This window comes from Saccharothrix sp. (assembly GCF_031180885.1).
Taxonomy (GTDB): domain Bacteria; phylum Actinomycetota; class Actinomycetes; order Mycobacteriales; family Pseudonocardiaceae; genus Actinosynnema.
The window spans coordinates 108,909-133,388 of the sequence record NZ_JAPSLK010000013.1 but is presented as its reverse complement, the minus strand read 5'-3'; the positions used below and the strand labels follow the sequence as shown (position 1 = coordinate 133,388).

Here is a 24,480-nt window from a genome sequence, read left to right as displayed (position 1 = left end):
ACGAGGGACCGGTTCACGCCGCCGGCTCGTCGGACCGGTGCGGGACCATCGCCTCGGTGCCGATGTGGTTGAGGCAGAACTCGACGGAGTGCGCCATCAACCACCCGGTCTGGGCGTCGCGGAAGATCCGCTGGATCGGCGACGTGGCCACGAAACCCGACCCGCCGCCGACTTGCAGGCACAGCTGCGCGATGTCCCGCGCGACCCGGTTGGCGGTGGGTTTGGCGCGCATCGCGGCGGGCAGGAACTGCGGTGAGTTCTGGTCGGCGAGCCAGGCGGTGTGCTGGGCGACCAGGGTGGCGGCTTCGAGTTGGAGGACGGCGTCGGCGACCTCGAACTGGAGGTGCTGTTCGGCGGCCAGGGGTTGGCCGGTGGAGGGCAGGGTCCGGGTGCGGGCGTAGTCGATGAGGGTGTTCAGGGCGGTGTCGGCGACGCCGAGGGAGAGCGCGGCCAGGCCCGCGGCGATGTGGTTGGGCTTGGGGTGCTGGGCGGGTGGGCAGCGCCGGTCGGCGCGGAGGAGGGTGCCGTTGAGGCTGACGAGGTGGCTGCGGGTGGCACGCAGGCCGAGGGTGTCCTGGGGGTCGAAGGTGACTGTGTGGTCGGGTTCCAGGCCGAACAGGGTGGGTTGGCCGTCGACCAGGGCGTTGATGAGGAAGTGGTGGGCGATCTCGCACCCGGAGACGAACCGCTTCGCGCCGGTGAGCCGGAAGCCCCCGTCGACCGGTTCGGCGACCTGCTGGGGTGAGAGGAACTGGTTGCCGCCGGTGGGTTCGGACAGGGCGTTGGCGAAGCGGCGCCCGGCAACGAGTTCGTCGGCGTAGTACCGGGCCACGTCGGGGGTGGAGTGCTGCACCAGGCCCTCGGCGGCGCCGATGTGCATCAGCCACAGGCAGGCGGTGGACGGGTCCGCGGCACTGATGACCCGCAGGACCGCGCCGACCGTCCGGTAACTCAGCGCCTGCCCGCCGAACTCCCGCGGCAAGGTGGCCTGGTCGAGCCCGCTGGCGTGGAGCGCTTCGAGGTTCGCGACCGGGAGCTGCGCGGTCCGGTCCAACTCGTCGGTGGTGGCGGCGAAACCGGCGGCCAACTCCTCGGCGACCCGGACCCAGGACTGCTCGTCGGGCGGCGGGCCGAGCGGGTGGTCGTCGGGCAACGGCATGGTCATGGGCTGCGGTCCCTCCCGGGCGAGTGCGGATCACGGTCACTGTGACGCCATGTGGTGACGGTGATCAAGGGGAGAACCGGTTCACCGGATTCCGTTCCACCCGGGGCCGGCCGCCGGACTCGGCGTCGGCGGCCAGGTGGTGCGGTGCGAGGTGGCGCTGGACGTGATGGTGGCGGAACTCGTGGACCGCTCCATACTGGCGCAGCACGCCGCGGTCGCGGGCGTCGTCGAGGAACGTCATCAGCCGCCATGGGCGCGCGGTCGCGCAGCAGCGACCCGATCCGGTCGAACGGGACGCCGTCGACGGCGTAGCGCGTGGCCAGCGGGCGCGGGGCGTTCAGGCCCAGGCGCTCGACCTCGCCGCGCCACACGCTGGTGACGGCGCCGGCGAGGCGCTCGGCGGCGTCGACCAGCACGCGGCTCAGCTCGGAGCCGACCGGGGTCGTGCGGAACAACGCGTCCTGCCGCCACGTCGCCGGGTCGACCGGCGGTGCGAGTTCGGGCGGCGGGGGCGACATGGTGGCCGACCCTAGCGCCGCCGTCTAGCGCCGGGAGCGGAACCGGGCCGGTCGTGAGCGGCCGTCACGTGCGCAGTCCCCTCAGCAGCAGGGCCACCACCTCGGGCGGGCAGCCCGGCCGGTCCTTGAGGCGCGCGGCCCGGCCGCCGGCCGCCGCGCCACCGTCGAGGGCCAGGAACGTCTCGGCGATGGCGAGCTTCACCGCGACCGCGAGGTCCGGTTCGTCGAACAGGCCGTCGAGCCAGTCGACCGCGAGCCGGTCGCGAGCGGTGAAGCCGCGCAGCAACTCGATCACGGCATGGTCGATCTTCTTGCCGAGGCTGCGCGGGTCCAGCGCACGCAGGACCACCTCGACCAGGTCGCGGACCTCGTCGGCGGGCAGCCGGCGCGCGGTCACCGCGCCGGTGAACATGGTCAGGTCGCGGAACGCGGCCGAGTGCCCGGTGTCGCGGTCGACGGCCGTTCCGCTCAACGGCAGGCGCGAGCAGGTGATCGAGTGGACGCGACGCACCTCGGCCGGCTGGAGCGGGCGGTGCCGGTCGACGGCGGCCACGAGGGCCACCAGGGCCCTCGACAGGTTGGTGCTGCCGGGCACGCGGGCCGCGGTCGCCATGCGGTCGAGCGCGACGGGCAGCAGCTCGTCCGCGATCCCGGCGAGGACCCGACCGTGTGGCCGCAGCAGTTTCGCCAGCCTCTCGGCGGCGTCGACGTGTCTCGTGGCCAGCAACGGGATCGCCCAGCCGGCCAACGCGGGTGTCAGCTCGTCCAGGGTATCGGCGATCGTCTTGACCGCGGTGCCGGCGGCCGCGGAGCTGGGCCCGTCGAGCACGCAACCGCGCACCCAGTGGCGGGCGTCGTCGTCGGTGTCCACCACCCGGGCTTCCAGGCGGGCGCGCACCGGCACCATGTCACCGGTCGCGTTCCGGGTCAGCTCGCGCAGTTCGGGCAGCAGGTCGTCCAGCGCGGGCCTGGGGGTGTTGATGTACCAGGAGAGCACCAGCTTCTCCCACACCGCCGGCGGCAGTTCCGCGACCGCGGCCTCCGCCAGCAGCACGCGGTGCAGGTCCACGTCGTCGGTGGCCAGTGACACCGCCGTCCGCCACATCGCGCGGGGTTCGGACCGGCGGGCGGGTCGCAGCCACGCCGCGAGCCGGGCGCGGGTGTCCCGGTCGAGCGCGCCGGCGAAGACCCCGGTGCACTTGGCGATCGCGTTCAACGCCGGGCGGTTCGTCGGCACCGGGTGGTGCAGCAGCCGCGCCGCGGTCGGCAGCGGGAGCCGTTGAGCGAGCTGGTGGAAGATGTTGACGTGCGCCTCCTGCGCCCGCGCGCGGTCGAGGACGAGGTCGTCGACCACTTCGGCGGCGACCGCGGGGTCCTCGACCGCGCGGGCGATGACGTACTTGACCTGGCCGTTGTTCCAGCCCGCCGGCAAGCCGTCCGCCACCACGTCCGCCCAGTCGCGCCAGCCGCGCTCGGCGCGCACACCGGGTGAGGACCACAGCAGCCGCACCACCGCCTCGGCCTCGGCGTCCTTCAACGGCGGGCACTCGCGGACCAGTGCGACGTGGGCGAGCCGAACGACCTCCGCGTCGCGCATGTGCCGCGCGCGTGCCAGGTGCATCCGCAGCACCGTCCTGCGCCCGAGCTGCCCTAGTGACGGGTAGCGCTCCAGCGCGACCGCGCGCACCCGGGCGGACGCCTCGGTGTGGGTTTCCAGCAGGCGTTCGACGTAGTGATCCCATGCGTCCTGGTCGAGCTTCGGACGGGCCTCGACCAGGTCGTCCAACGCGGTGGCGAGCAGTTCGGCGGAGTCGGCGCGGGCCAGCAGCGACACCAGCGCCGCGACCCCGACGCCCGCGAGCGCGTCGGGGTGTCGCACGAGGGCGCGCCCCACCGCCGCGGCGGCCGGCCCGAGGTGGCGGACCGGGGCGTCACCGAGCGCGGGCACGGCGACGCGCAGCCGGTCCGGCTGGTCGGACATGCCCGACAGCAGGTCGGACAGTGCGTCGGGCGTCGTGCGTTGCAGGGCGCCGAGGGTGTGGCACTTGGTGCCGTCCAACGTGTCCGCGGGCACCGACCGGGCCAATTCCCCGTACTCGTCGTCTTCGGCCTGGAGGAGCAGGGAGGTGGCGATCGGCCACAGCGTCGTCTGCCCGCCGGTGACGCGCGCGGTGAAGCGGTCGACCTCCGGTGACCCGGTGCCCCTGGTGAGCAACCAGCGGGCGTGCCCGTACTCGGCGAAGGTCTGGTGGAAGAACTCCCACGACGTGTCCCGTTCCCGCAGCACGCCTTCGCTGGCCAGCATCCGCAAGCCCGTGTCGTCCACGTCGTCGAGCTGTCCCTTCGGCACCCGCAGCGCGATCTCGCCGGACGGACCCACCACCTGCGCGGCGACGTCGAGAGCCGCCCGTTCCTTCAGGTCTCCGGCACCGGCCGGGTCGCGGCTGATCCGCAGGTCCCAGTAGGCGCGGTACAGGCCGGTGACGGTGAGGTCCTCGGGCACGTGGCGTTCCCGGCCGAACACCTGGCAGGTGAGCGCGAGCCGCACGGGCAGCGCGCACACCTGCCACAACGAGCCGCTGGACCGCAGGCCGCCCGCCAGCGACTCCAGGAACGCCGCCTGCTCCGCGGTCGAGCCGCCCAGACCGGCGACGTGGTCGCCCGCCCACGCCAGGATCTCCGGCCTGGTCAGCGTGGGCACCGGGAAGTCGGCCAGCCGGCCGGCGAGCCGCGGCGCGGTGGTCCTGGCTTCTCCGAGGTGCCTGCCGAACTCCTCCGTGCGGCACGTCGCCACAACGTCGCCCACGTCGAGCGCGCGGACCAGGACGGAGGCCAGCGGCGCCGTGCTCCGAGCGTCGAGCAGCAGATCCAGGGTGTCGACGAGCAGGGTCACCGCGCCGTGCGCCTCGCGCAGCCGCCGCATCAGCGCGAGCAGCCCGGTCGCACCCCACTCGTCGTGCGCGGCGACGCCCAGCGCCCGGTCGACGGTCGACGGCTCGTCCAACGCGAGCGCGGGCGGCACGCTCGCGGCCGACACCAGCAGCGCGGCGCCACCCGCGGCCTCGACGCGGTCGAGGTGCTGCCCGAGCAGCACGCTCTTGCCCACGCCGCCCTCGCCGGTCAGGACGAGCACCTCCCGGTCCTTTCCGGTCCTCCGGGCGCGCCGCGCCAAGGCCTTGTCCAGCAGGTCCGCCCGCACGACGGGGGACAGGGTCGCCGGCTCCAGCGATGCCCGGTCCTGCGCCACCACACGTGGCGGGCCGGCGACCGTCTCGCCCAGTGCGGGCTTGAGGTGCGCAGGTTGACCGGTGAGGACCCGGCACAACTCCTCGACCCCGGCGAGGCTGATCCACGGCACCGCGTAGGGGCGCACGGTGGCGGGCGAGAGGAAGTCCGGCAGCTCGTCGGGCCCGCCGCCGGGGAGCACCACCGGCAAGACCCGGCGCAGCCACCGGTCCCGGTCGCCGTACAGCCGCTGCTTGAGCATCGAGACCTGGAGCGCGGTGACAGTGTCCGACGCGACCGGGTGGTCGGACAGCCGGCGGTACTCGGGCGAGCCGACGACTAGGACGTACGAGGCGGCGTCGAGCTCCGCGGCGAACCACTCGGACCAGTCCCGGTGCTCGGTGCGGTCCCAGAGGTCGAGCACCACATCGATCCCCGCCTGCCGCCGCAGCAGTCCTGCGAACTCGACCACGCGGCCGATGTGGTGCTCGTGGTCCTTGGCGTAGGAGATCAGCACCCGGGGTGCGGCCGGTCCGCTCGCGCCGCCGACCGTCACGACGTCAGCGGCGGCAGCACGGGCAGCGTGCCGAGCGGCGGTGGGAGGTGCTTGGGTTGCCCGCTGAGCGCCCGCAGCAACTCGTCCGCGCCCGCCGCGGTCAGCTCCTTCACGCGGTAGTGGTCGGCCGTGTGGGGCTGGAGCACCAAGGGGATCTCCGACACGGAGCGGCCCGGCAGCACCACGGGCAGGATCTTCGACAGCCACCGCGGTCGGTCGGCGTAGAGCAGTTCACGCAGTACGAGGGCCTCTGCCTGGGCGCCGCGGTGCTTGTCGCCGGGCGCCGAGCCGTCGAGAACCGCTTGGTACGACTTGGAGGCGATCGGCAGGATGAAGTCAGCCCGGGTCATCTCCGCGACGATCCAGGTGTACCAGTCCTTCCTCCGGACGGTGGTCCACCGGTCGAGGGTGGTCGTCACGCCGTTCTCCTGGAGCAGGCGGGCGAAGTCGAGGACGAGCTGCTTGTGCCGGGCGGACCCGTGTACATAGGAGATGAAAGCCGTGGGGGACAACGTCTCCTCCGCGTTCACGACGCCGTGTAGCAGCGAGCGTAGCCGATGTGATCACCCGGTGCGGGCCCGGCGAGGGGAGCGGCGTGGACACGAACAACTCGATCAGCGGCGGGACGGTCACGGGGCTGGTGCAGGCCGGCGTGGTTAACGGGGGAGTGCATGTCTTCGAGGAGCCCCGGCTGCCCGCGCCGCACAACCTGCCGCCCACGACGGCCCACTTCGTCGGGCGCGGCGATGACCTCGACCGGCTGACCCGGTTCGCGGGCGCCACCGGCGGCAGCCGGATCTGCGTCGTCGACGGCGCGCCGGGAGTGGGCAAGACGACGTTCGCGGTGCGGTGGTGCGGGTCGGTGCGGGACCTGTTCCCCGACGGGCAGGTGTACGTGGACCTGCGGGGGTTCGACCCGCGCAGACCGGCCGTCGAGCCGGACGCGGCCGTCCGGATGGTGCTGGACGCGCTGCACGTGCCGGCGCGGTCGATCCCACCCGACCCGGACGGCCGCGGCGCCTACCTGCGCAGCGTCGTGGACGATCGGAAACTCGTGCTGGTCCTGGACAACGTCCGCGACAGCGAGCAGGTCCGCCCGCTGCTGCCGGGGTCGCCGCAGTGCTTCACCGTCGTGACGGCGAGGCACCGGCTCGACGGGCTGGTGCTGCACCACGGCGTGCGGCGCCTCACGCTCGCCCCGTTCACCGCGCAGGAGGCCACGGACCTGCTGACCAGGCACCTCGGGCGGCGCAGGGTGGACGGCGAGCGCCCCGCGGTGGCGGGCGCGGTCGCCGCGTGCGCCGGGCACCCGCTGGCGCTGAGCGTGGTCGCCGCCCGTGCGGCGGCCGACCCGACCCAGCCGCTCCAGGAGATCGTCGACGAACTCGCCGACCGGCACGGCGCGCTGGACGCGCTCCGGCTCGCCGACGCGGTGGACTTCCGAGCGGTCTTCGAGATGTCCTACCAGCACCTGGCACCGCCCCTGGCCGCCGCGTTCCGAGACTTGGCCCTGCACACGGGCACCGGGATCGACGCCCGCGCCGGCGCGGCCATCACCGGGCACGATCTGCCCGGCGCACGGCGGGTGCTCGACGAACTCGTCCGCCGTCACCTGCTGGACCGGGTCGGTCCCGGGCGGCACGCGCTGCACGGCCTGACGCACGTGTACGGGGCGGAGAAATCCCGCTCGATCGACGGCGCCCCGCACCGCGGCCGCTCGGTGCGGTCGTGGCTCAACCACCAGTTGCACGCCGCCGCATCGGCCGACCGGCTGATCAACGCGCACCGCCGCGCGATCCCGCTGGAGCCGTGCGCCCGTCCCGAGTTGCTGCCCGCGTTCACCGACCGCGCGGCGGCCCTGGGCTGGTTCGCGGAGGAGTACGACAACGTGCTGGCGGCGATCGCGACGGCGGTCGAGGGGCGCCTGCACCCGTACACGTGGCAACTGGCGTGGGTCATGTCGAACTTCGCCTACACGGCCGCCCGCTGGCAGGACTGGATCACCACCCACGTGGACGCGGTCGACGCGGTGGGGCGGGAGGGCGACCGGCAGGTCGAGGTGCGGCTCCGGCAGTCCCTCGCTCGTGCGTACTGCGAGAGCGGCGACTACGAGCGTTCGACGGAGCAGTTCCGAGCCGCGCTCGACATCCTCGACCGGATCGACGACCCCACCGGTCGGGCGAACGCGGTCAACGGCCTCGGTGGCGTGCAACTGCGGTCCGGGGCGTTCGAGGCGGCCGCCGAAACCGGTCTGCACGCCCTGCGCCTGTACTCGGCACTGGACGACGATGCGGGCACCGCGAGCACGTACAGCCTCTTGGGCCGCGCGAGCCTGGCGTTGGGCAGGCTCGAAGACGCCGGCCGGTACCACGGGCTCGCGCACGAGCTGTACCTGCGGTCCGGCAACTCCTACGGGCTGGCCCACGTCGCGGACTGCCGGGCCGAACTGGCACTGGCCGCCGGAGGGGTCGAGGCGGCGGCGGTCCTGCTGCGGGAGGCGGCCGAGGCGCACTTCACCGTCGGCAACCGCCACCACGCCGCCCGGTCGTGCCGCAAGCTCAAGGCGCTGTCGGGCGGCTCCGCCCCCGCCGCTCTCGACAGGGTGATCGCCCTGCTCGAAGCCGCCGGCGCCCCGACGGCGGTGGAGTTCACCGACCTGCTCGCCGAGGTGTTCGAGTCGTCGGTCGATCCCGGTCGAGAGGGATCGCGCGACCGGGCTTGATCCTGCCGCGGTGCGTGTTGCGGTCCGGGAAGTACTGTTGGCGGCCATGTCGGACAACGACCTCCGGGCCGAAGTCATCGGCACCGCGCGCCTGGAGTTGCTGCCGTTGCGTGTGGAGCACGCCGAGGAGATGGCGGTGGTGTTGGCCGATCCCGCTCTGCACGCCTTCACCGGCGGCTCCCCGGACGGCCCGGAAGCCCTGCGGTCGCGTTACGAGCGCATGGTCGCGGGCTCGCCCGACCCGGCCGTGTCCTGGCTGAACTGGGTCATCCAGCTCCGCGAAGGGTGTCTGGTGGGGACGGTCCAGGCCACGGTCGGTCCCGCGGTCGCGGAGATCGCCTGGGTGGTGGGAACTCCGTGGCAGGGCCGGGGGATGGCCACCGAGGCGGCGCGGGCGCTCGTCGGGTGGCTTGGGCGGCAAGGGGTGCGGGCCGTGGTCGCCCACGTCCACCCCGAGCACCGGGCGTCCGCCGCCGTCGCCGCTGCCGCCGGTCTCGCACCCACCGGCGAGGTGCACGACGGTGAGATCCGGTGGCGGCGGACCCTGTGAGCCTCAGAACACCGACAGGCCGGTGCGGGTGGTGAACCGGTCCAGCGCGTCCACGCCCGCGACGGAGTTGCCGTGCCGGTCCAGCGCCGGGCTCCACACGCACAGCGTGCACCGGCCCGGCACCACCGCCAGGATCCCGCCGCCCACACCGCTCTTGCCCGGCAGGCCCACCCGGAAGGCGAACTCGCCCGCCGCGTCGTACGCGCCGCACGTGAGCATGATCGAGTTGATCCGCTTCGCGGTGCCGCGGTCCAGCAGGCGGGAACCGTCGCCGCGCAGGCCGTGCCGGGCCGGGAACAGCCCGGCGGCGGCCAGGTCGCGGCAGCTCATCGCGATCGAGCACTGCCAGAAGTAGTGCTCCAGCACCTGCCCGACCGGGTTCTCCAGGTTGCCGTAACCGGCCATGAAGTGGGCCGGCGCGGCGTTGCGGTCGCCCCGGGCGGCTTCCGAGCGGGCCACGTCCGGGTCGAAGTCGATGCTCGGGTTGCCACTTTCGGCGCGCAGCAGCTCCAGCACCGCGCCCCGGGCGTCACCGGTCAGGGTCAGCAGCCGGTCGGTCACCACCAGCGCGCCCGCGTTGATGAACGGGTTGCGCGGGATGCCGTCCTCGTTCTCCAACTGCACCAGCGAGTTGAACGGGTTCCCGGACGGCTCACGCCCGACCCGCGCCCACAACGAGTCGCCGCCGGCCAGCGCGAGCGCCAGCGAGAACACCTTGGACACGCTCTGGATCGAGAACGGCGTCAACCAGTCCTCGACCCCGAGCACCTCGCCGTCCGCACCCGCCACCGCGAACCCGAACGCCGCCGGGTCGACCTCGGACAGCGCGGGGATGTGGTCCGCGACCCGCCCGCACCGCCCGCGCCGGGCGCGACTTCGTCGGCGATCCTCCGCAGCACCGGCAGCAGCCGCCGCGCCTCGGTGGTCGGCAGGTCCTCGACCGTCACGACGGCTCCTCCGTGATTCGACCCTGTCGGCCTGACCGTAGTCGGCGGGTCACTGCCCCCGGAGGCGGGCGTTCTCCTGTTCCAACTCGGCGATCCGGTCCCGCAGCGCCCCGATGGCCTGCTCGACGGCGTCGCGCGGGAACAACTGGGGGATGTGCTGGCGGCAGTTCCAGTCGTAGGCCTCCACGTCGATGAGCAGCGCGCGCTCGACCTTGGCGTGGTGGCCCGGGATTGAGAGCCGCTCGACCACCTCGGGCGACTCGTCGGCCCGCGCGCGGCCGATGAGCTTGAGCCGGGTGCGGTTGGCGTAGTCCATCAGGAACAACGCCACCCGGTCGTCGTGGTCGAGGTTGCCGCGGGTGATGTACTGGCGGTTGCCGCGGAAGTCGGCGAACCCGAGCGTGTGCTCGTCCAGCACGCGCAGGAACCCGGGCGGGCCGCCGCGGTGCTGGATGTAGGGCCAGCCGGTCGCGCCGACGGTGGCGAGGTAGAAGCTGTCGCGTGCGGCGATGAACGCCGCTTCGCCCGGGCCGATGCGGTCGGGGACCGGCGCGGCGGCGTCGGCCGTCCTGGCGTAGGCGCCCCGGCTGCCGTGCCGTTCCTGGTGGAGCTGGACGTCCGGGGTGAACATGACTTGGGCGAAGCGGCTGGTCATCGCGATCTCTCCGGGTGGACGTGTCGGGTTCCCGTCAGTTCTAACGCTTGCTGACTCGGGCAACCGTTAGATCGTCTGCCGGCATTCCGACCTGTCCCGATCTATGACCACGGTCACATCCCGGCCCGAATTCACACGATCGCGTGGCGAAGGTCGTCGGAGATGGTTTGGCGATCACGCGATCGTTAAGGTGCTCGGTCGGGTGATCGTGCACGCACGCCAGGTCGCTTTCGGCATCTTCCGATCGCGGGACCACCACCCTTCGCAAGAGTTTCAGGTACCCCTGCGCGCCGCCTCGTGCCGCACCGGGCAAGCAGACGGAGAAGGTCATGCGGATCACCGATATCCAGCGTTGTGAGATCCGGCCCGGGCGGCTCGTCGAGTGGGTGTTGCGTCCCGTGGTCGCCGGCACCGCGACCGGTGCGCAAGAGGACGCGCGACCGCCGGCGTACCTCCAGGAGTCGCACGTGCGGACGGCCAGGACCCTGCGTGACGACGGCCTTTTCGTGCCCACGTGGCTGGGCGTCGCGTTCGACCTGCCGGGCGTCGTCGACCTCGACGTGCTGCAGGAGGCCTTGCGCGTGTGGACGTTGCGGCACGAGACGCTGCGCAGCGGTTTCCATTGGGAGAACGAGGAAATGCGGCGGTTCACGCTCGCCGCCGAGGACGTCGCGCTGCACCGCGAGGACGTCGGCGAGTTCACCGACCCGGACGTGCTCGCCCAGCACCTGCAAGACCGCTTCGACGTCGCCGCCGACACCCTCACCTGGCCGAACTTCATCTACGCGGCAGTGGTGCGCGAGGAGAGCACGAGCGTCTACCTGGCGTTCGACCACAGCAACGTCGACGCCTACTCCATGTACCGGGTCCCCGCCGAACTCCACGAGTTGTACGCGGCGGGCCTCGAAGGCCGCACCCTCGACCGGTCGCCGATCGCCAGCTACGTCGACTTCTGCGCCACCGAACGCGCCGACGCCGACGAGGTCGAGGCCGACCACCCGGTCGTCGACCGCTGGCGGCGGTTCGTCGCCCGGTGCGACGGCCGGATGCCGAACTTCCCCTTCGACCTGGGCCTGGAGCCCGGCGGCCCGCTGCCGACGCAGAAGTCGCTGCACGAGATGCTGGTGGGCGACACCGACGCGGCGGCGTTCGAGCGGCACTGCCGACCGCACGGCGGCACCCTCGTCGGCCTCCTCGCCGCCACCGCGCTCATCATGCGCGAGATGACCGGCGACGACGTGTACCGCACGGTCGTGCCGTTCCACACCAGGGCCAAGTCGCGGTGGTCGGACTCGGTCGGCTGGTACGTCGGCGGTGTGCCCGTGGAACTCCCCATCGGCGCGGCCGACTTCGACGACCTGATGTGCGCCGCCCAAGCCGAACTACGGGCCAGCCGTCCCGCTTCCCGTGTCCCCGTCGCGCGTGTGTTGCGCTTGCTGGGCGACGACTTCCGCCCGACCTCACCGGACCTGTACTCAATCGTGTCCTTTGTGGACGCACGCATGACTCCGGGCTCGGAGCGTTGGCGGGACATGAAGGCGTACGGCCTGATCCGCGTGTCCTACGGCGACCAGGTTTGCGTGTGGGTCACCCGGCTGCACGAGGGACTCCAGTTCGCTTGCCGTTATCCGGACAACGACGTGGCCTACAAGAACATCCGGCTTTACGTGGACCGGTTGCGCGACATGATCGTGTCGGTCGCACGACAGGAGTTGGTCACGCGCTAGCCGGTGCGACCCCCGCCTCCGGCCACGTGCCGCCGTTGAGGCGGGCCACGACCGTCGCCGTGCCCGTGGACGCTGTCAGCCCCGCCCCGATCCCCCGCCCGCGCCAAGCGTCGACGAGCCTCCCACACGTGCCGGCCGGGTCACGCCTCCACAGGTGCACGGTGCGGGCTCGGAAAAGGTCGGGTCGCGGTAGGAGTCGGTGGCGATCGGCAGCGCCGTCCGCACCCGCGCGGCACGCGAACCCCCGGTCACGACAAGATCCCAGCCAGGCTCCCGTCCGGCGTGGTTCCCGTGATCACCTGTGACCGGTGCGCTATCGTCGACCGTGATCCGGGGGAGGGGTTGCGTTGTCGGACAACGAAGTTCACCTGGTGGTCGGCGGTGACGACCACGTCGTGGAGACCCGGTCGCTGCTGACCGCGCTGCGCGACGACGACCTGCGCGGCGTCACGCCGGTCCTCGACCGCGGCGAACCCGACCCCGAGAGCCTCGGCCTCGTCGACGAGGCCATCCGGGTGGTGGTCAACCCCGAGGTCGGGGCGGCGTTCGCGGGCGCGCTGGGGACGTGGCTGACCACGCGGCGGCGCGCGGTCCGGTTGCGCGTCAAGCGGCGTGGCCGGGAGTTGGAGCTGGAGGCCGGCAGCCCCCGGGACGCGGCCAAGCTGATGCAGCAGGTCAAAGACTTCCTCGACGAGGAGTAGGCCGGTGCGGCTGGGCGATCCGTCGGCGTCCCGCGTCGCGCTGATGGGCACGGCGACCTACACCGGGTCCGGCGGACTGCCGGACGTGCCCGCCGTGGCGAACAACCTGCGGGCGCTGCGGGAGATCTTCACCGACCCGGGCCTCGGCGCGATGCCGCGGGACCACGTGCCCACCCTGCTCGACGCCCGGACCCCGGCCGAGGCGGACGAGTGGCTGGAGGGCGTCGCCCGCGCAGCCTCCGACCTGCTGCTCGTCTACTACTCGGGGCACGGCCTGATCGGCGACGACGAGGAGCTGTACTTCACCGTCGGCGGCTCCGACATCGATCACGTCCACCGCACGGCCGTGCCGTTCGCGTGGATCAAGCGGGCAATCCTGGACAGCCCGGCCCGGACCCGGGTGCTGGTCCTGGACTGCTGCCACAGCGGCCAGGCGATGGTCCGCCTCGGCCGGCTGGGCGGCGGGGTGTCGGCGGTGCTCAACCAGGTGGACGTCGAGGGCACCTACGTGCTCACCGCGTCCGGTCCCAGCCAGGCGGCCCGGGCCGTGGACGGGCGGGAGTTCACCGCGTTCACCGACGTGCTGGTCCAGCTCCTGCGCCACGGCGTCAACGGCGGCCCCGAGCTGCTCACCGGCAGCTACCTGTTCCCCAGGCTGTCGCAGGCGCTGGTCGCGGCGGGGCTGCCCAAACCGCACCAGCAGACCAAGGACATGGCGGGCCAGGTGGCGCTGGTGCGCAACGCCGCGTTCGTGCACGGCTCCGCGCCCGCGCTGACCCTGCCCGGCACGACCGAACCCGTGCCCGCCGACGCCATCGTCCCGCCGACGGACTACGTGCCCGCCGAGAAGAGCCTGCGCGACCTGCACGAGCGCAGCCCCCAGTTCGTGCCGCGCCACTACGACCGCCTGGCCGCCGCGTACGCCGACGAGGGGTACGAGGCGGACGCGGAGCAGGTGCTGATGGAGAAGGAGCGCCGGCGCTACGCGGCCCGCGCCGACCGACGACGCTGGTCGGCGGTCGGTGTGCGGATGTGGAGCCTGATCCAGCGCGTCACCGTCGGCTACGGCTACCGCCCCTCGCGCCTGCTGGTGTGGGTGGTTCTCCTGACGGTGGCCGGGACGGTCTGGTTCTCCTACCACCGCGCCATGGAGGTCAACGCCGACGACAATTCGGTGTGGAGTCCGCTGCTGGTCAGCGTCGACCTGTTGCTGCCCGTGGTCGACCTGGGCCAGGACGGCCGATGGAGCTTCGACCGGCCGAGCATGTGGATCGCGAGCGCGTTGAGCGTGGCCGGGTGGACCATGACCGCCGCCGCGCTCGCCTGCCTGCCCCGAGGACTGCGCCGCCGCTGACCGCAGCGCGGCACCCCGGTCGAGCCGACAAGGCCTTGCCACCTCGTCGCAGCCCTCACTAGCCTGACCGATCGTCGAAGCGCTTCGACACCTGGGGCGGCGAGGTGGCTCGCCCTCGGGCACCGGCCGAGCCGCGGGGGTACGGAATGCCGGCACGCTACTTCGAGGTCTTCTCGCCCGGCTACGGCAAGGCCGCGCCACGCGCCGTGCCGGCCTCGGACGCCCCGCGCCTGGACCTCAACGGCGACTGGGCGTTCCGGTTCTCGGCGACGCTGCTCGACGAGCCGGACGGCTTCGAGCGGCCCGACTTCGACGACACCGGCTGGGACCGGCTCCCGGTCCCGTCGCACTGGCAGCTGCACGGCTACGGCGAGCCGGCGTACGTGAACATCGCCTACCCGATCCCGGTCGACCCGCCGTTCGTCCCCGACGAGAACCAGACCGGTGACTACCGGCGGGTGTTCGACGTTCCGCAGTCCTGGGCGGGCACGCCCGCCGTGGTGCGCTTCGAGGGCGTGGACTCGTGTGCGCGGGTGTTCCTCAACGGCGTCGAGCTGGGCGTGACCTTCGGCAGCCGGCTGCCGACGGAGTTCGACGTCTCGTCGGCGCTGCGGCCGGGGCGCAACGTCCTCGCGGTCCGCGTGCACCAGTACTCCTCGGGCACCTACCTGGAGGACCAGGACACCTGGCGCATGTCGGGGATCTTCCGGGACGTCACCCTGCTGGCGCGTCCGGCGGGCGGGATCCGCGACGTGTTCGTCCACGCCGACTACGACGCGGCCACCGGCGGCGGTCGGTTGCGGGTCGACGTTGACTCGGACGCTCCCGCGGCGATCACCATCCCGCGACTCGGACTGACCGACGCGCCGGTCGACCGCGAGTTCGCGTTCGACGCGGTGCGGCCGTGGAGCGCGGAGGACCCCTTCCTCTACGACGCGGTCCTGGCCACCGCGAGCGAGCGGGTGCGACTGCGGCTCGGGTTCCGCACGGTCGCGATCGACGGGTGCGGTGTGCTCACGGTCAACGGCCGCCGCGTGGTGCTGCGGGGCGTCAACCGGCACGAGTTCGACCCCGACCGCGGGCGGGCGGTCACGGTCGAGACCATGCGCCGGGACGTGGAGCTGATGAAGCAGCACAACATCAACGCCGTCCGCACCTCGCACTACCCGCCGCACCCGGCGTTCCTCGACCTGTGCGACGAACTGGGTCTGTGGGTGATGCTCGAATGCGACCTGGAGACGCACGGGTTCGAGTACAGCGGCCCCGCCTACTGGTCGGACAACCCTTCCGACGACCCGCGTTGGCGCGCGGCGTACCTCGACCGCGTCGAGCGGACCGTGGAGCGGGACAAGAACCACCCCAGCGTCATCTCCTGGTCGCTGGGCAACGAGGCGGGCGACGGGGAGAACCTGGCGGCGATGGCCGCGTGGGTGCGCGAGCGCGACCCGTCCCGGCCGATCCACTACGAGGGCGACCGGATGGCCCGCTACGTCGACATCCACGCGGTCATGTACCGCACGCAGGCCAACGTCGCCCGGATCGGTCGCGGTGAACTGCGGCCGGGCGAGAACTTCTACCCGGCCACCGACGGCGAGGGCGACCCGGCGGACGAGCCCCGCAACCGGATGCCGTTCCTGCTGACCGAGTTCGCCCACGCGATGGGCAACGGCCCCGGTGGGCTGGCCGAGTACATGGCGCTGTGCGAGCGGTATCCACGGGTCCAGGGCGGGTTCGTGTGGGAGTGGATGGACCAGGGCCTGCGCACCACCGACGCCGGAGGACGCGAGTTCTTCGGCTACGGCGGCGACTTCGGCGAGGACCTGCACGACGGGAACTTCATCTGCGACGGGCTGGTGTTCCCCGACCGGACGCCGTCCCCCGGGCTGCTGGAGTACCGGAAGGTCAACGAGCCCGTGCGCATCGAGGCCGGCGACGGCACCATCGTCGTGCACAACCGCTACGACTTCCTCGACCTGTCCCACCTGCGGTTCACCTGGTCGCTCACCCGGGACGGCACCCCGGTCGCCGAAGGCGTCCTCCCGACGCCGCGACTCGGCCCCGGCGAGCGCACCGAACTGCCCGTCCCGTCGACCGCCGTGCCCGGCGACGGCGAACAGTGGCTGACCGTCGAGGCGGCGGCCGAGCCCACCGCGTGGGCGCCCGAAGGACACGTGGTCGCCTGGGGCCAGATCCCGCTGCCGTCCACCCTTCCCGTCCCCCCGAGCAGTGCGTTCTTGCCCGCGGAACCCGTCGACGCGCACATCGTTCTCGGCCCCGCCCGCTTCGACCGGCGCACCGGAACGCTGATCAGCCTCGCCGGGCAGCCCCTGCACGGTCCTCGGCTGGCGCTGTGGCGCGCACCGACCGACAACGACCTCGCGTGGTCCCAGGGCGACGCCCGGTACTGGGAGGCCCGCGGCCTGCACCGGCTGCGCCACCGGACGGTGTCGGTCAGCCCGGACCGCGACGGCCTGACCGTCGTCGTGCGCAGCGCCGCCGCCGCGGTGACCTGCGGCTACCTCACCACCTACCGCTGGGGCACCGACGGGAACCGACTCCGCCTGCACGTCCGCACCGAACCGGTCGGCCACTGGCCGGAGCGCGAGGACAGGTTCGCCGAGGCGATGGTCGACCCCGACCTGCCGCCCGAGCAGTACGCCGAACTCGTCCGACGGGACAAGGCGCCGTCCCTGGCCCGCATCGGCCTGCGGTGGACGGTGCCCGAGCAGTGGTCCCACGTCCAGTGGCTCGGCGCCGGACCCGGCGAGGCCTACCCCGACTCCCGGCAGGCGGTGCGCATCGGCCGGTACCGGGCCACGGTCGAGCAGATGCAGACCCCGTACGTGCGACCGCAGGAGAACGGCAACCGGATGGACGTGCGCTGGGCCGAGGTGTCCGACCCGGAGGGCTCGGGAGTGCGCATCGAAGGAGACCCGGTGTTCAACCTGGCCGCTCGACGGTGGAGCGACCAGCACCTGGCCGCGGCACGGCACCAGACCGACCTGACCGCCGAACCGAGGATCCACCTGCACACCGACCACGCCGTGCAGGGCATCGGCTCCGGCGCGGTGGGCCCGGGCGTGCTGCCCGAACACCGGCTCGAAGTGCGACCCGCCGAGTTCACCTTCATCCTCACCGCTCTACCAGGGCCTCGCTGACACGCGTGGATTCGGTCACCCACAAGGGTTTCCGCGCCCTGGCGCGACGTGGCCCGGCGTGGCTCGGCGTGGCGCGGCCCGGCTCGGCGCGGCGCGGCACCCGCTGCTGGCGTCCGTTGCCCGGCGCGCGTTGCCCGGCGCCCGCAGCCGGCGTCCGCAGCCGGCGTCCGTTGCCGGACGCCGGCTCGACGGCGCTCAGCGCAGCGGGGGAGAGGCGAGCTTGGCCAGTTCGAGGGCCTGCTCCGGCCACCACCGACCGGCCGCCGGCCCGCCCTGGCACTCGCCGTCGGACTCGCCCGGCCGCTTGATCCACAGGAACGCGTCCACCAGCGGGATGCCGGTGTCCGCGGTCGGGCGTGCGCCCAGGCCTCGGCCCGGCGGGTTGCACCAATCGGTCTCGCCTGGTCCGGGGGTGTAGTGACCGCGGCCGTTGCGGCTGGTGTCGAGGACGAAGTGGGTCATGCCGGGCTTGTGCACGGGCAGCGCGTCGAGTTCCGCGTCCGACGGGCAGCTCGTCGCGCCCCGCGCGGTGCGCAGGTGGATGCACTTGGACACCCGCGTGCCGTACCGGACGAGGTCCTCGGTGGTGCGGTAGTTCGAGGTGTTGAGCGCGAACCCGTCGGCCCGCGTCACGCCGCCCTTCAGCAACCGGTTCACGATGCCGGACTGCTGCCGGGGTTCGCCGTAGCCCGCGTCGTAGTCGTTGAGCGCCTGCCACGCCGAGTGGCCCGCGTCGAGGTAGACCCGCGTGTGCTTGCCGCGCTTGAGGGCGTCGACAGCGTGGTTGATCTCCCGGTACCGCTGCGGCACCAGCTCCTCGTCGGGGCCGATGGTGCACCACGGTTCGCTGGTCAGCAGCGCCAGCCCGTCCGGCTCCACCACGACCACGGCCTTCTCGTCACCGATGCCCTGCGCGAAGGCGTCGATCCACTCCTTGTACTCCTGCTCGCTCCGCGCACCGCCCGCCGACCACTGGGAACAGTCCCGGTAGGGCACGAAGTAGGCCACGAGCACCGGCACCCGGTCCTGCGCCTTGGCCGCCTGCACGACCCGCCGCACCCCGTCCCGCACCTGGTCCGCGCCCGCGGTGGTGAACCAGATCGCCTGGGCGTGCGAGGCCATCGCGTCCATCAGGTCGGCGTCGGCGGTCCGCCCTTCCTGCCGCCACACCGCCGCCTGCCGGGCAGCTCCGCCGTTCGGGTCGACGTAGAACGCGGTGCCCTTGGGCAGGTGCGGCGGCCCCATCGCCCCGGCTCCGGCGCTCGTGCCGGTCCCCGCGCTCGCGGTCGCGTCGCCCGCGCCGGTCCCGGCGCTCGCCGTCGCGGCGAACGCCCCGGCGACCAGCGCGGCGGCGGCTAGACCTGCCAAGGCGGTCCGGCGTCTCGTTGCTCGCTTGTCCACTTCCTCTGCTCCTCCTCATCGTCGAGGGCGGCCTGGGAGCGCTCCCAAAATTGGTCGGCCAAGCATGGATGCTGATGCCCCGGATCACAAGCCCCTTCGGCGCCGCAAGTGCGCCTCGGTTGAACTCTACCTAGCCCCTAGGTAGAGTTAGCCTATGCCCGCACCTCCCGCGCCCCGGATGACCCACCCGACCAAGGCGGTGTTGACCGCGCTCCTGTCCGATCCCGGACGCGAGCAGTACGGCCTCGAACTGGGCGCCGCCGCCGGACTGCCCAGCGGCACCATCCACCCGATCCTCGCCCGCTTGGAGGCGGTGGGCTGGTTGGAAAGCCGGTGGGAGAACGCCGATCCGGCGGAAACCGGACGACCCCGTCGCCGCTACTACCGCTTGACCGCGGACGGCGTGGTGCACGCGGGTGCCGCGCTCAGGCGCAGCGAAGCGGCGAAGGCGAAGATCGTCGCGCGAGTGCGGCCCGGCCTGGCCGGAGGTGGCGCGTGACGGACAACGCCCAAGCGCGATTAGGCCGCGATTTCCTGGTCGAACTCCTGGTGGGCATGACGGTCCGGATGCTGCCGGCGGACCAGCGGGTGCGCTACGCCGAGGAGTTCCACGCGGAACTGGCAGACCTCCAAGGGTGGCAGCGGATTTCGCACAGCGCCATGTTGTTGTGCACGTCCTGGTCCCTGCGCCGCTGCCTGCGCTCCTCGGCACCGCTCGCGCGCCAACGGAGACACCGCTTCCTCATCCCGATCGCCTCGGCGGCGGCCGTCTGCGCCATCGCCTTCGTGGGTGTGAGCCTGGTGGCGAGGAACGCCCAACCGGGAGACGCTCTGTGGCCGTTGACCCGAGTCCTGTACGCCGACCACGCGCGCTCAGTCGAAGCCGCCGTCACCACGCGGGTCGATTTGGAGATCGCGCGAGCGGCGTTGCGCGAGGGACGGTTCACAAAGGCCCGCGAGCAACTCGACCGTGTGAGCGCGTACATAACCTCCGTGAACCCGAAGCACGGCAAGAGCGATCTGGCTAAGAACCACGAGGTCCTGGTCAGGGAACTCACCTCGACGCCCGCCGATCCGCTGTCGGCGTCCGCCACTGCGAATGGGACCAGGTGATCGGTGTTGTCCACCACGGAGTCGATCAAACTGCTCAAGTACATAGTGGACGACAACGGCCGAACCTGGCGCACAGTGGGCTTGCTGGCGGCGCTGACGCTCGCCGTCGCCGTCGCGACAACGCTCCTCGCCCTCGCCCTGCACTGGACCACACCCGCCGTGGCCTTGGGCGGCTGCGCCACGTTGCTCGCCGCCCGGCGACTGTCCCGCCGAGGCCGCAGGAAGCCGATCCGACGAAGTTCGAGCTGAGCGCCGGCGGATCGGTCGGGCCGGCTGCCGGGTCATCGCTTGGCTCGTCCGCGCACCGACAGGATCGCCAAGCCCAGCAGGACCGGGCCGGCCAGGCGGACGACCACCTGGAGGGCCGTGCCCCACCCGGTGAGCCGGTCGGACGAGCTTGCGCCGACCAGCTTCGTGGCCGCGTCGGCGACGTGCACCACCGACGCGGGCCAGGTGTGCGGGTCGGCGAAGCCGAACCGGTTCATCAGCGTCGCGCAGACCAGCAGGAGCACCACCAGGCAGGCCACCGACCGCAGGCCGCGCAGGCCGTAACCGGAGGTCAGCCAGTACAGCCTGAGGATGAGCCCTTCGGCGCTGTGCCGGGGTGTGGCACGGCGGCGCATCTCCATCTCGCCGTAGTAGAAGTCGGCGGCGTTGGGCTCGTCTTTGGCGTCCTCGCGGGCTTTGCGCAGCTGCCGGTACACCCGGGCCACGTCGTTGGCGTAGACCGGGCGTGCCGGCGCGGAGAAGCCCTGCAGCAACGGCGCCCAGTCGGCCGGTGCCGAGCGGGCGCGCACCATCGCCTCTTCGGCGACGATGCGGCGTTTCGAGCGTTTCAGGACCCAGGGCCACCGCCGGGAGAACCGGAGGCGGTGCGGTGCCTCGGGGAACGCCGCAGCTTCGACACGCAGCTTGTCGAGGTTGTAGACGTCGCTGAGCGCACATACGCCGAGGTCGACCATGGCCAGGGTGAGGTTGGTGGCGTCCGTGCCGGCCAACGACCGGATCCGACAGGTGGACCGGCTGTCGAGCGTGACCGGCGCGGCGAACCGGGACCTTTCGACGACCACGTCGGCGTTTCCCAGCACCAGCGACGCCTGGACGGCGAAGGTGGTGTTGACCAGTGCCAGGTGGCGCACCTCGATGTCGAAGTCCACCGCACCGTCGAACCGGACGTGCTCGAACCGCAGGCGGTCGCCGAACCGCGCGCCGCGGAAGCTGACCGGGCCGAGGAACCGGACGTCGCGGAACGTGACCGGCCCGCCGAACTCCGCGGAGTCGAACGTGACCTCGCGCTGGAACTCCACGTTGTGGAACACGACCGCGTCCGCGTAGCTCCCGGAGTGGAAGCTCACCGCGTCCTCGAAGGTCACGTCGCGGACCTCGACCCGGCCGGTGGACCGCAGCCGGTCCAGGGTCAGCGGGCCAGAGAACGTCGAGTCCTCGACCAGGAACGGGCTCAACAGGTGTGCGTCCACGAAGCGAACGGCGGACGTGGCTTCGAGCCTGGTCAACCTGAGGCCGTGGTGGTAGGTACCGGAGTCGAAGGACACCTCGCCGCCGGTCTTCGACCGCTCGATGGCGATCGGTGCCAGGGCGGTCACGGCGTCGAGGGACAGCTTCCCGTCGAAGGCGCCATCAGTCAGCACCATCGGCGCCTGGAAGGTGGCCTTCGCGAACGTGACGTCTTCTCGGAAAACGCAGCCGGTGAAGCGGAGCGGCCCTTTGGTGGTGCTTCGATCGAGTGTCACGGCACCGACGGACTCGACCTTGTTGAACTCCATGCCCTCCATGAGGGTGCCCCGGCGGAAGTCGATGCGTTCCGTGACCGAGACCCTGGTGAAGGTCGCGGCACCCACCACCGCCCTGTCGAGCGCGATCTCGGCGAGAGCGCTGTTGACGACCGAGAGGTCGTCGACATGCGTCAGCCTGATCCTTTGCTGCACGTCCTCGCGGCGGCCCACTCGGCCGACCTTAGTGCCCAGGGCGGAGCTTTTGGCGTGCCCTAGCGGTTTCGGGTGCGGTAGGCGCGTTGTTGGCAGCGGCGGGAGCAGTAGGTGCGGGGGCGGCCGGAAGGGGGTTGGGGGATGGGGGTGCCGCAGACCGCGCAGGTTTCGTCACGGGTTACCTCACGCTGCTGGACGCGGAGTTCGATGCTGTCCAGCAGGCGTGCCAAGCCGAATTCGAACGGGTCGGGTTGGTCGAAGGCGCCGGCCTCCCACAGGGCGGTGAGCGTCGGGTAGTTGCTCATCCGGGACCACAGGGCGTCGCGGGCGCTCCAGAACTCCTCGTCGGAGATGCCGGTTTCGCGTTCGGCGCGGGCGGCCTCGACCAGGGCCAGGGCTTCGGCGTCGAGGAACCGGCCGAGGAGGCCGGCGGTGGCGACGACCTCGGCGGGTGGCAGGGGAGTGCTCGCCAGGATGCTCAGCAGGTGTTCGTAGTGGGCCAGTGCGTTGGGCCCGGGGACGTGGCGCGTGCTGCGTTCCTCCGCCAGCCACGGGTGACGCCGGCGCAGTTCCCAGCCTTGGCGCACCGCGGTTTCCAGGCGTTGGCGCCACGGGGCGTCGGGATCGTCGGACGTGGGCTCGCCCAGTACGGCGTCGCGCATGAGGTCGACCAGGTGGTCGCGGCTGGGCACGTGCCGGTACAGCGACATGGTCGTGAAGCCCAAGCGCTCCGCGACCTTGCGCATGGACAGCCCGGCCAACCCCTCCTCGTCGGCGACCTCCACGGCGGCGACGACGACGCGGTCCGTGCTCAGCCCCGGTCGTGCGTCCCGCCACAGCAGTTCGACCCGGTCGTTGTCCTGCGTCACCCGACACCTCCCTGTTTATAGTATAAATGCGTTTATGTCGTACACAAGTGAGGTCTACGTGGCTCCGAGCGGCGACGATGCCGCCGCCGGCACTTTTCAGCACCCCTTCGCGACGGTGGACCGGGCACAGCGCGCGGCTCGGGAGATGCCCGGCGAGGTGATCGTCCACTTGCGGGCGGGTGTCTATCCCGGACCGTGGGTGTTCACCGAAGAGGACGCCAAAACGACCTATCAGGCTTACGGCTACGGGACGGCCGACCAGGAGGAGGTCGTGGTCGGCGGCGGCCGGGCGATCACCGGGTGGCATCAGAAGGACGGCATGTGGGTGGCCGAGGTCGGCGCGCTCGACACCCGGCACCTGACCGTGGACGGCCGCCGGGTCGAGCGCGCGGGCATCGACGGCATCCCCGGCAACGTGAGTGAAAACCCGAAGGGTTACGTCACGGATGCCACCCTCGACTGGCGGACCGGAGTGGAGTTCGTCTACCGGGGCGCCTACCCGTGGACCGAGGCGCGGTGCGCCGTGGAGGCGGTCGACGGCGGGACCATCACGATGAAGCAGCCCGCGTTCGGCTGGGCGCACGACCTCTACAACTCGTCCTGGGACGGCCAGACCTCCTCGGGCCCCGGCCTCCCCGCCCGCGCGGAGAACGACCCGTCGTTCCTGCGCGAACCCGGCACCTTCGCCCTCGACCGCTCCCGCCCGGGCCACCACGTCCTGCACTACCTCCCCCGCCCGGGCGAGCACCCCACCACCACCCGAGTCGTCGCACCGGAACGGGAAACCCTGCTCAGCATCACCGGAGCGCAGCAAATCTCCTTCCGCGGCCTGACTTTCGCCGACACCACCTGGCTGCGCCCCGCCACCGACCGGGGTTTCCTGCACTTCCACGGCAGCGGCTACCACAACGGCGGCCGGATCGACACCGTGGTCGTCGTCGAGGGCCAGTCGTGGCTGACGGTGACCGGCGAGCCGGAGACCGTCCCGGCGTCCGCGACCCTCGTCGACTCCAGCGCCATCCGGTTCGAGGGCTGCCGCTTCACCCGCCTGGGCGCCACCGCGCTCGGCGTCACCGGCGGCGCGGACGTCGTCGTGCGCGGGTGCGACTTCGACACGCTCGCCGCCGGCGCGCTCACCCTGACCGACACCCACCGTGCCCTGGTCGAGGACAACGTCGTCCGCCGCGTCGGCCTCGACCACTCGGGCTCGCCCGGCATCTCCGTGCAGGACACGGTCGAGTGCACCCTGGCGCACAACCTGGTCGAGGACGTCCCGCACTGCGGCATCGTCGCCGGCCCGGCGAAGTCGACCCGCATCCTGCGCAACCACGTGACCGGCGCGATGGGCGTCCTCGCCGACGGCGGCGGCATCTACATCGCCGGCCCGCAAGGCACCTCGCACGACGACGGCGCCCGGGTGCACGGCAACGTCATCACCGACACCCGAACCCCGTACAACTTCGCCCTCTACACCGACTACGGCGCGGCCTGGGTCACCGTGACCGACAACGTCGTCCGCCGCGCCGACAACACCGCCGTCCTGCACGTCACCCCGCCGCTGGACAACGTGGTCTACCGGGGCAACGTGTGGGACGCCGACCCGGTGGGCAGCGACGCCGTCCCGGACACGGTCACCTACGAGGACAACACGACCCTGACCGACGCCTCCGCGCTGGACGCGGCGGAATCCCGAACCCAAGCCGGCCCCCGCCGCACCTGAACCGGTCCGATGTTTGCGCAACAAGCGGTGTGGCGGATCATTGCCACTTAGCGAGCTTTGCACTGATTCGGGGCTACCGGCCGACCATACATCGGATCTATGCTGCCCGAGGTTCGGCCGGACCCCGGATCTGTCCACCGCACCCAACGGAGG

Annotated in this window: 18 protein-coding genes and 1 pseudogene; 10 read left to right on the top strand and 9 right to left on the bottom strand. The window is 72.1% G+C overall.

The window, feature by feature from the left end; all coding sequences use genetic code 11:
• Positions 1–13: 13 nt before the first annotated feature.
• From RIN75_RS18270 to RIN75_RS18255, 4 genes are all read right to left on the bottom strand, one after another.
• Entirely contained in the window at positions 14–1,165 is a 1,152-nt protein-coding gene (locus tag RIN75_RS18270) for an acyl-CoA dehydrogenase family protein (protein WP_309113152.1), read from the bottom strand.
• Positions 1,166–1,229: 64 nt separating this feature from the next.
• On the bottom strand, positions 1,230–1,406 hold the full coding sequence (locus tag RIN75_RS18265; protein WP_309113151.1) for a hypothetical protein: 177 nt from the start codon (positions 1,404–1,406) through the stop codon (positions 1,230–1,232).
• 341 nt (positions 1,407–1,747) lie between these two features.
• Positions 1,748–5,464, bottom strand: coding sequence for an SEFIR domain-containing protein (locus tag RIN75_RS18260; RefSeq protein ID WP_309113150.1), 3,717 nt, complete (start codon positions 5,462–5,464; stop codon positions 1,748–1,750).
• Positions 5,461–5,976, bottom strand: a complete 516-nt coding sequence (locus tag RIN75_RS18255) for a toll/interleukin-1 receptor domain-containing protein (protein WP_309113149.1) — start codon at positions 5,974–5,976, stop codon at positions 5,461–5,463. Before RIN75_RS18255 ends, RIN75_RS18260 begins: the two co-directional genes overlap by 4 nt.
• Positions 5,977–6,059: 83 nt before the next feature.
• On the opposite strand from RIN75_RS18255, the gene RIN75_RS18250 reads away from it, so the two are divergent.
• Positions 6,060–8,186 carry a tetratricopeptide repeat protein gene (locus RIN75_RS18250; RefSeq protein WP_309113148.1) on the top strand — a complete coding sequence of 709 codons (2,127 nt, stop codon included), beginning with the start codon at positions 6,060–6,062 and terminating at the stop codon, positions 8,184–8,186.
• Positions 8,187–8,232: 46 nt separating this feature from the next.
• Positions 8,233–8,736 carry a GNAT family N-acetyltransferase gene (locus tag RIN75_RS18245; RefSeq protein ID WP_309113147.1) on the top strand — a complete coding sequence of 168 codons (504 nt, stop codon included), beginning with the start codon at positions 8,233–8,235 and terminating at the stop codon, positions 8,734–8,736.
• A gap of 3 nt (positions 8,737–8,739) precedes the next feature.
• Here RIN75_RS18245 and RIN75_RS18240 read toward each other — a convergent pair.
• Positions 8,740–9,644 (bottom strand): annotated as a pseudogene (locus RIN75_RS18240) (glutaminase).
• 88 nt (positions 9,645–9,732) lie between these two features.
• Positions 9,733–10,338 carry a pyridoxamine 5'-phosphate oxidase family protein gene (locus RIN75_RS18235; RefSeq protein WP_309113146.1) on the bottom strand — a complete coding sequence of 202 codons (606 nt, stop codon included), beginning with the start codon at positions 10,336–10,338 and terminating at the stop codon, positions 9,733–9,735.
• A gap of 329 nt (positions 10,339–10,667) precedes the next feature.
• Between RIN75_RS18235 and RIN75_RS18230 the strand changes: the two genes are divergently transcribed.
• The 4 genes from RIN75_RS18230 (at position 10,668) to RIN75_RS18215 (ending at position 17,278) form a co-directional block, all read left to right on the top strand.
• The gene (locus RIN75_RS18230) at positions 10,668–12,065 is read left to right on the top strand and encodes a condensation domain-containing protein (RefSeq protein ID WP_309113145.1); all 1,398 of its coding nucleotides are present in this window, start codon (positions 10,668–10,670) and stop codon (positions 12,063–12,065) included.
• Positions 12,066–12,412: 347 nt separating this feature from the next.
• The gene (locus tag RIN75_RS18225; RefSeq protein WP_309113144.1) at positions 12,413–12,766 is read left to right on the top strand and encodes a hypothetical protein; all 354 of its coding nucleotides are present in this window, start codon (positions 12,413–12,415) and stop codon (positions 12,764–12,766) included.
• 4 nt (positions 12,767–12,770) lie between these two features.
• The gene (locus RIN75_RS18220; protein ID WP_309113143.1) at positions 12,771–14,120 is read left to right on the top strand and encodes a caspase family protein; all 1,350 of its coding nucleotides are present in this window, start codon (positions 12,771–12,773) and stop codon (positions 14,118–14,120) included.
• A gap of 146 nt (positions 14,121–14,266) precedes the next feature.
• The gene (locus RIN75_RS18215; RefSeq protein ID WP_309113142.1) at positions 14,267–17,278 is read left to right on the top strand and encodes a glycoside hydrolase family 2 TIM barrel-domain containing protein; all 3,012 of its coding nucleotides are present in this window, start codon (positions 14,267–14,269) and stop codon (positions 17,276–17,278) included.
• 195 nt (positions 17,279–17,473) lie between these two features.
• Here the strand turns inward: RIN75_RS18215 and RIN75_RS18210 are convergent, their stop codons facing one another.
• The gene (locus RIN75_RS18210; RefSeq protein WP_309113141.1) at positions 17,474–18,679 is read right to left on the bottom strand and encodes a glycoside hydrolase family 6 protein; all 1,206 of its coding nucleotides are present in this window, start codon (positions 18,677–18,679) and stop codon (positions 17,474–17,476) included.
• A 154-nt stretch (positions 18,680–18,833) separates the two neighbouring features.
• On the opposite strand from RIN75_RS18210, the gene RIN75_RS18205 reads away from it, so the two are divergent.
• Genes RIN75_RS18205 through RIN75_RS18195 form a run of 3 tightly spaced genes read left to right on the top strand, consistent with a single transcriptional unit; the run spans position 18,834 to position 20,041 of the window.
• Positions 18,834–19,178, top strand: a complete 345-nt coding sequence (locus tag RIN75_RS18205; RefSeq protein ID WP_309113140.1) for a MarR family transcriptional regulator — start codon at positions 18,834–18,836, stop codon at positions 19,176–19,178.
• Positions 19,175–19,792 carry a hypothetical protein gene (locus RIN75_RS18200; protein WP_309113139.1) on the top strand — a complete coding sequence of 206 codons (618 nt, stop codon included), beginning with the start codon at positions 19,175–19,177 and terminating at the stop codon, positions 19,790–19,792. The genes RIN75_RS18205 and RIN75_RS18200 overlap by 4 nt, the downstream gene beginning before the upstream one ends.
• 3 nt (positions 19,793–19,795) lie before the next feature.
• Positions 19,796–20,041, top strand: coding sequence for a hypothetical protein (locus RIN75_RS18195; RefSeq protein ID WP_309113138.1), 246 nt, complete (start codon positions 19,796–19,798; stop codon positions 20,039–20,041).
• A gap of 32 nt (positions 20,042–20,073) precedes the next feature.
• On the opposite strand, the gene RIN75_RS18190 is transcribed toward RIN75_RS18195, so the two are convergent.
• Positions 20,074–21,756 (bottom strand): pentapeptide repeat-containing protein, encoded by a 1,683-nt coding sequence (locus RIN75_RS18190; protein WP_309113137.1) that lies wholly within the window; start codon positions 21,754–21,756, stop codon positions 20,074–20,076.
• Positions 21,757–21,797: 41 nt separating this feature from the next.
• The gene (locus tag RIN75_RS18185) at positions 21,798–22,607 is read right to left on the bottom strand and encodes a TetR/AcrR family transcriptional regulator C-terminal domain-containing protein (protein WP_309113136.1); all 810 of its coding nucleotides are present in this window, start codon (positions 22,605–22,607) and stop codon (positions 21,798–21,800) included.
• A gap of 34 nt (positions 22,608–22,641) precedes the next feature.
• On the opposite strand from RIN75_RS18185, the gene RIN75_RS18180 reads away from it, so the two are divergent.
• Positions 22,642–24,327, top strand: coding sequence for a right-handed parallel beta-helix repeat-containing protein (locus tag RIN75_RS18180; RefSeq protein WP_309113135.1), 1,686 nt, complete (start codon positions 22,642–22,644; stop codon positions 24,325–24,327).
• Positions 24,328–24,480: the final 153 nt, after the last annotated feature.